The 6,495-nt window shown below is 46.3% G+C and carries 8 protein-coding genes; 4 read left to right on the top strand and 4 right to left on the bottom strand.

Going from position 1 to position 6,495, the window contains the following annotated elements:
- Positions 1–708: DUF3854 domain-containing protein (locus C7B77_RS21190; RefSeq protein ID WP_146138432.1), on the bottom strand; the 708-nt coding region annotated here is incomplete at its 3' end.
- Between the two features lie 591 nt (positions 709–1,299).
- Here C7B77_RS21190 and murQ point away from each other — a divergent pair.
- The 3 genes from murQ (at position 1,300) to C7B77_RS21175 (ending at position 3,167) form a co-directional block, all read left to right on the top strand.
- Positions 1,300–2,223: an N-acetylmuramic acid 6-phosphate etherase gene (gene murQ, locus C7B77_RS21185; RefSeq protein ID WP_245894298.1), complete on the top strand. Its 924-nt coding sequence runs from the start codon at positions 1,300–1,302 to the stop codon at positions 2,221–2,223.
- 156 nt (positions 2,224–2,379) lie between these two features.
- On the top strand, positions 2,380–2,670 hold the full coding sequence (locus C7B77_RS21180; RefSeq protein ID WP_106309497.1) for a type II toxin-antitoxin system TacA family antitoxin: 291 nt from the start codon (positions 2,380–2,382) through the stop codon (positions 2,668–2,670).
- Positions 2,667–3,167, top strand: a complete 501-nt coding sequence (locus tag C7B77_RS21175) for a GNAT family N-acetyltransferase (RefSeq protein ID WP_106309494.1) — start codon at positions 2,667–2,669, stop codon at positions 3,165–3,167. Before C7B77_RS21180 ends, C7B77_RS21175 begins: the two co-directional genes overlap by 4 nt.
- On the opposite strand, the gene C7B77_RS21170 is transcribed toward C7B77_RS21175, so the two are convergent.
- The 3 genes from C7B77_RS21170 to C7B77_RS21160 all read right to left on the bottom strand — a co-directional run bounded on the left by C7B77_RS21170 (position 3,164) and on the right by C7B77_RS21160 (position 5,678).
- A complete protein-coding gene (locus C7B77_RS21170) occupies positions 3,164–3,667 on the bottom strand; it encodes a phosphoribosyltransferase (RefSeq protein WP_106309491.1) in 504 nt (167 codons plus the stop codon). The genes C7B77_RS21175 and C7B77_RS21170 overlap by 4 nt on opposite strands.
- A 224-nt stretch (positions 3,668–3,891) precedes the next feature.
- Positions 3,892–4,995: a threonine synthase gene (gene thrC, locus C7B77_RS21165; protein ID WP_106309488.1), complete on the bottom strand. Its 1,104-nt coding sequence runs from the start codon at positions 4,993–4,995 to the stop codon at positions 3,892–3,894.
- Between the two features lie 281 nt (positions 4,996–5,276).
- Positions 5,277–5,678, bottom strand: a complete 402-nt coding sequence (locus C7B77_RS21160) for a ribosomal maturation YjgA family protein (protein ID WP_106309485.1) — start codon at positions 5,676–5,678, stop codon at positions 5,277–5,279.
- A gap of 43 nt (positions 5,679–5,721) precedes the next feature.
- Between C7B77_RS21160 and C7B77_RS21155 the strand changes: the two genes are divergently transcribed.
- Positions 5,722–6,420 carry a hypothetical protein gene (locus C7B77_RS21155; RefSeq protein ID WP_106309483.1) on the top strand — a complete coding sequence of 233 codons (699 nt, stop codon included), beginning with the start codon at positions 5,722–5,724 and terminating at the stop codon, positions 6,418–6,420.
- The last annotated feature ends 75 nt before the right edge of the window (positions 6,421–6,495 follow it).

Raw genomic sequence — 6,495 nt, 5'->3', positions numbered from 1 at the left:
TAATTTGGCTTTACGGGGGATAACTTCATAATCGAAACAGATCGATAATTCTTGCTTGCGGTTAGCGAAAATAGCCAGTTCGGGAATCAGATTTCTACCAATAGTATTACCCTGGAAATCGCGAACGACTCGATAACCACTATTAATCCCTGGCAAAGCGATCGCAGGATAGCCATAAGTCAATAGGGTAGCGGCTTTTTTGACTCCCTCGCAGATAACGATCGGGATCTGTCGATCGAGAACCCACTGCCAAAATCCAATTGCCTCACCGAGCGAATCTACTTCAATTTTGACAGGTAGTTTAACCTTAAATAAATTAGCAGTCTGCGTCCAGATTTCTTTGGTTACGCGCAAACAAAACAATCGTGTCGAAATACTGGGTGGGTGTTCGTATTTAATAATTTTGCTGTCGCTGTTTTTGGCAGGCGAATTGGGCTTGAAAGTCCCCCATTCCATTGGCAGCCAATCATTTAATGGATCTAATCCATTACACCACCAACCACCCTTCGCACAGTGGTTGTACCTTTTCATCCAACTGGGGATAACTTGTCCGCTATTATTACGCGGAATTTGAGAAGAAATAAATAATCGATCGTAAGTAGAATTCCCCTTTAAAGATCTAAAGTTTAGGTTTACTAATTCGCGATCGATATTACTAGCTGTAACTAGTTCAGTGTGATGGGCACGATCTAAATTGGTTTGGATCATGGCGATCTACAAGTGCGAGGAGGGATTCATATTCTAATCGAATTTTTTCCAAAAAACCGAAATTTTTAGAAATAAATCCAAACGATCGCATGTAGGGATATTGACTATTTTTGAGCACTAGCGATAGCGTAATATATCCACACTAATAGTTCATCTATTCTGTGATGAGTTAATGACATCATAAGTAAATACGCCAATTGGCTGGCTGTGACTTCACCTCAGATCGAATCTTAGCTCTAGGGACATCGATTATTGCAAACGCTATCTATAGCGTTATCTGGAAATAATTAAAATATCTTTCTATTCCTGTTAAGTAGCCAGCCTTTTGCCCTCACCCCCAGCCCCTCTCCCAAGCTTGGGAGAGGGGAGCCAGAGCCGGAGGCGATGGCGGGGTGATGGCGATTTCGTCATTGTCACTTTAATTATGTCCAGCTACTTATTAGACGGCGGAAATTAGGCTAGCATTTATTGTCCTGAGTCTCCCCCGCTCCCTGCTCCCTTATCTCCACCGCCCAGTTTGAATTGGATCGAGATTCAGGTAAAGTAAGTCACGACCAGCGAATAAGGCTAGCCCATCATTGGATTGAAACTATGACAAGCGAAAATATGACTACACGCGGGCATTTATTGACAGAACAGGTAAATGTCAATAGTGCCAATCTAGACCGACTCAGCACGCCAGAGCTGGTAGATTTATTCAACCAGGAAGATGTGAATACGTTAAATGCGATCGCGGGTGCGAGAGTAGAATTAGCTAGCGCGATCGATACCATTGCCGACTCGCTCCGTCAAGGTGGCAGATTATTTTATATCGGCGCAGGGACTAGTGGCAGATTGGGCGTACTAGATGCAGCGGAGTGTCCCCCCACTTTTTGCACACCACCAGAATTAGTGCAAGGCATTCTGGCGGGGGGTGCGGGAGCATTAGTTAAGAGTTCCGAAGGTTTGGAAGATATCGCTAGCGATGGTGCCCAGGCAATGGCAGACAATCAGATCGGCCAGCATGACGTGGTAGTAGGTATTACCGCAGGCGGGACAACACCCTACGTTCATGGCGCGATCGAAGCTGCCAAACAACGCGGTGCCAAGACGGTATTTATCGCCTGTGTGCCCGCAAATCAGGTCGCCAGCATTGCCGATATCGATATTCGATTACCTGTAGGCCCCGAAATTTTATCTGGTTCTACGCGCCTAAAATCGGGCACTGTGACGAAGATGGCTTTGAATATTCTCTCCACCGGAACGATGGTCAAATTGGGTAAGGTCTATGGCAATCGGATGGTTGATGTAGCCGTAACCAATACCAAGTTACTCGATCGGGCGTTGCAAATGATTCAAGATTTAACGCAATTAGAGCGGGAGGACGCCAAAGAGTTATTAGAAGCTAGCGGGCGTTCGGTAAAAGCCGCGCTACTAATGCACTGGACGCAAGTCGATCGCGCCAAAGCTGAAGCAATTCTCTCCCAAAACCACGGACAATTGCGCTCTGCGGTCGAAAGCACCAAAAACGGCTAAAATCTCTCATCATCTAAATGTCAAAATAACACCAAAGATCCCGCTCCAGTAACAATCGCGATTCTGCTCTCAGGCGATCGACATCGATTGCCCGATCGCGTCATGACATTGTCTGGCAGTTGTGATATCTTGAAATGGTAATGGCAACAAAAAAATATGCCAAAATCCACTACCCGTTCGGAAAAACTCGATCTGCGATTATCGTCAGATGCGAAGCAAAAACTTTACCATGCCGCTGCTGCTGCCAACCGTTCTGTCAGCGATTTTGTGCTGGAGAGTGCTTTATCGCGAGCAGATGAAACATTAGCTGACCGTCGGTATTTTGGACTGGATGTCGAACGATGGACTGCTTTTATGGCCGCTCTCGATGCACCCCCACGCAGCCATCCACGCTTGGAACGGCTGCTAACCGAACCGAGTATTTTTGATGGCAATACAGATGTATGACGGTATTCTCGATCGAAAAGCTGGCACGACATCATGCTGTAGAAAATTTTGACTGTGGAGAAGATGCCCTCAATCGTTTTCTGACACGCTTCGCTTTTGTAAACCAGCAAGCCAACGCCTCTCAAACCTATATTGGCTTGGCTGATGGCTGTGTTATCGGGTTTTATACACTTGCGGTCGGCGAAGTATCATTTGATGATGCGCCAGAACGTCTCAAAAAAGGTTTGGCACGTCATCCAGTGCCACTGATGCTACTGGCGCGACTGGCAGTAAGTTTGACATGGCAAGGCAAAGGAGCTGGTGCAGGTCTACTTAAAAATGCGATGCAGCGCACGATTCAGGCTGCGGATATTGGCGGCATTCGCGCTTTAGCCGCTCATGCAAAAAATGATACCGCTTGCGCTTTTTACGAGCATTTTGGTTTTATAGCATCGCCAACAGATCCGCTGCATCTTTTTATTCTCACCAAAGATATCCAGCGAATACTCAGCAGTTAGTCGAGATCTGATTTATTCAGCATCGATCGCTTATAGTTATCATATTTCTCGAATGGTTGATGAATCCAGGGGTTGCTCGCCAGATAACTGACGTAATAGTCGGGGATATAGGTTGAAGAAGCTTTGTACCAAATCACCGCCGTTTTTAGTTCCTCAATTTCTGGGTACAGATCTCGCAGCCAGACTGTTGTCTGTTGCAACGTAACGCCAGAGTCTACCAGATCGTCAACTAATAGTACCCGACTGCCCATGAGCGCATCAGTCATGGTAACTTGACTGGCGATCGATAATTTACCGCGTTCTCGATCGCCACTATAAGAACTAGCTGCCAAAATTGCGAGTGGTTTTTTAAAGATCCGCGAGAGAATATCGCCTACTCGCAAGCCACCTCTAGCCAGACAAATAATGCGATCGAATTCCCATTGGGATTGAGAAATTTGCTTGGCTAATAACTCGATCGACTGATGGTATTCATCCCAAGATACATGTAGATCGAGCATAGAAAAAATCTGGTACTAACAGCTAATCGTTTCAAGTGTAGGCAGGTTTGCCGCCCATACAACTGCGACAAGAAATTACCCCTACCTTTTGCTAACTCTTAAATTTAACAAAGAATAGAGGCTAAATTCCCCACCTTTCAGGTGGATTGTTTTGTTATGGCAAGGTTTGAATCCCCACTCTAACAACCCAATTATCAATTCTCAATTATCAATTCTCAATTAGTTTAAAATCCCATGGCAGCAGCAACAGCATCCATATTGGCAGCGATACCCTGTTGGAAAGGATTGATCTTATTGGCGATCGCCGTATCGGGATCTTTGAGACCGTTACCAGTTAAGACACATACTACCGTAGCATTGCTCGGTACGCGATCTTTGACTTTGATCAATCCAGCCACCGATGCCGCGCTTGCAGGCTCGCAGAAAATCCCTTCGCGGCTGCCCAACCACCGATAAGCAGCGATAATTTCATCATCCGTAACAGCGTTAAATTCACCATTACTGTCATTTTTAGCGGCTACTGCTTTATCCCAGTTGGCTGGATTGCCGATCCGGATTGCCGTGGCGAGGGTTTCGGGACTTTTTACGCGGATGCCACTAACTAACGGTGCGGCACCTGCGGCTTGAAAACCCATCATTTGCGGGAGTTTTTGGGATTTACCATGCTGGTAATATTGATTGAAACCCATCCAATAAGCCGTAATATTACCGCCATTTCCCACTGGAATGCACAACCAGTCTGGAGCGTCACCGAGAGCATCGACTAGCTCGAATGCGGCTGTTTTTTGACCTTCGAGCCGATAGGGATTTACGGAATTTACCAGCGTAATCGGGTAATTTTCGGCCATCTGCCGCACGATATCGAGCGCATCATCAAAGTTCCCTTTAATTGCCAGCACTTCAGCACCGTAGAGCAAGGCTTGAGCTAGTTTACCCAGCGCGACATAGCCATCGGGAATCAATACGTAGGCGCGCATTCCACCGCGCACGGCATAAGCTGCTGCCGCCGCCGAAGTATTGCCCGTACTGGCACAAATTACCGCCTTAGCACCTGCTTCTTTGGCTTTGGTAATAGCCATAGTCATCCCTCGGTCTTTGAAGCTACCTGTCGGATTGAGGCCGTCATATTTAATATATACTTTTACACCCCGACCGATTTCGGCAGCGATCGTGGGCACGGGAATCAAAGGCGTGTTACCTTCATGCAACGTGACTACAGGAGTCGTCGCACTCACGGGTAGATAAGCTCGATAGTTTTCAATTAATCCCGGCCAACCACGGTTGGTACTAATTCCGGAATTGACTTCAATATGGGTATCTAAGCTCATGGTGTGACTCTAACCTGGTTAAGAAATGATGGACGACTCTTACTCGTTGAAGATCGCAGACTCCCGCCGATTCTACTATTGAAGCATAATTCTGGCTCTGCTAGGAGCTAAAATGATAAGTCCTCACATTAAGTATATTAGGGCGATCGAGTGGATGGATGGATGAGTGGATGGGTGGATGAGTGGATGAGTGGATGGGTGGATGAGTGGATGAGTGGGTAATGGGTAGAACGCAGTTCCACTATACTTCTGTCTATCCACTATCCACTATCCACTATCCACTATTCCCTATTCGCTAACTTATCTAACCAACTTACCCACAGCCAGCCAAGATAAGCACCAACAAAATAAACTGGCAGATCCGACCATAAGAAAGTCGTACCGAGGATGAGCCGTCCGGGTAAGGTGGCGCGGATTGCTTGGAGCCAAGGTGGCTGGTAGAGCTGGAGAAATTCGAGCGCGCAAGATCCCGCACATACACAGATGGCCGTCAGCCGACGGTGAGCCACAGGATAGATAAATAACACCAATAATATCCACACGATTTGGTAGGCAATACTACCACCCGGATCGCGGATAGATTCGGGTAAACTAGGGCTAAAGCGGATAAGGTAGCCGAGTGGAAAGATTGCTAGTATATTAACTAGAAAAAGCAATCGCTTGCGATAAGATTTAATAAACATTAGTTGACAATAGCGATCCGAGCGCGATCTTGGAAAGGTAAATATGAAAAAAAGTCTCAAAAGCGATCGCACCTTATTAATGACTAGCATTTTACTATTTTTCATGCTGGCAGCCGGAATTATCAGTGGTACGATCGGCTTTATTTCAGGACACGAAGCACTCAAAGGCGTCACTCAACCAGATATTCGCCCCAATAATAATAAAGGTGGCATCCCACAAAATATTAATACCAAAGGCTTGGAACTGATCGACGAGAAAGAAGCGATCGCTAACGTCAAAAAACAAATGGGTATCGACGATCCTAGCAAAGACTCCCAGCAAGCAAAAGATGCTAAAAAACGAGCGGCTGAGTTTGAAAAAGCTGTAAAAAACGACCCCAAAACTGGTCTGCCTATTGCCAAACTCCCGATCGTCAAGCAAGATCAAGGAATTACGATGAGTGTTAACTCGATCGCACCTAAAGGTACCGATCTCAAGCTAGAACTAACCCTCTCCAATCATGGCAGTCAACCTGTCAACTTCGGGCAAGGGACGATTAATGTCACTAACGATCGATCTCAAGGGATTAATACTACTACCTCTGGACTACCCAGTAGTTTGGCGGCTAACGGACAAGAAGTCAAAGTTACACTCAAAATTCCCAAAAATGCTCTCGATAAAGTCAAGAGCGTGTCGCTACAATTGACTGATATAGACAAGAAACTGCAACTCGAAGCCTCTGGCATCCCAGTGGGTAAGTGAGTTGGGAGTTGGGAGAGAGGGGGACAAGGAGAGGGGGAGAGAAAATTATTTTTTTACCAATCCACCCATCCACCC

Origin of the sequence: Chamaesiphon polymorphus CCALA 037, assembly GCF_003003845.1 — a bacterium.
GTDB classification, from domain to species: Bacteria; Cyanobacteriota; Cyanobacteriia; order Cyanobacteriales; family Chamaesiphonaceae; genus Chamaesiphon; species Chamaesiphon polymorphus.
Note: the sequence above shows the minus strand (reverse complement) of the source record. Positions and strands in the feature narration are given on the sequence as shown.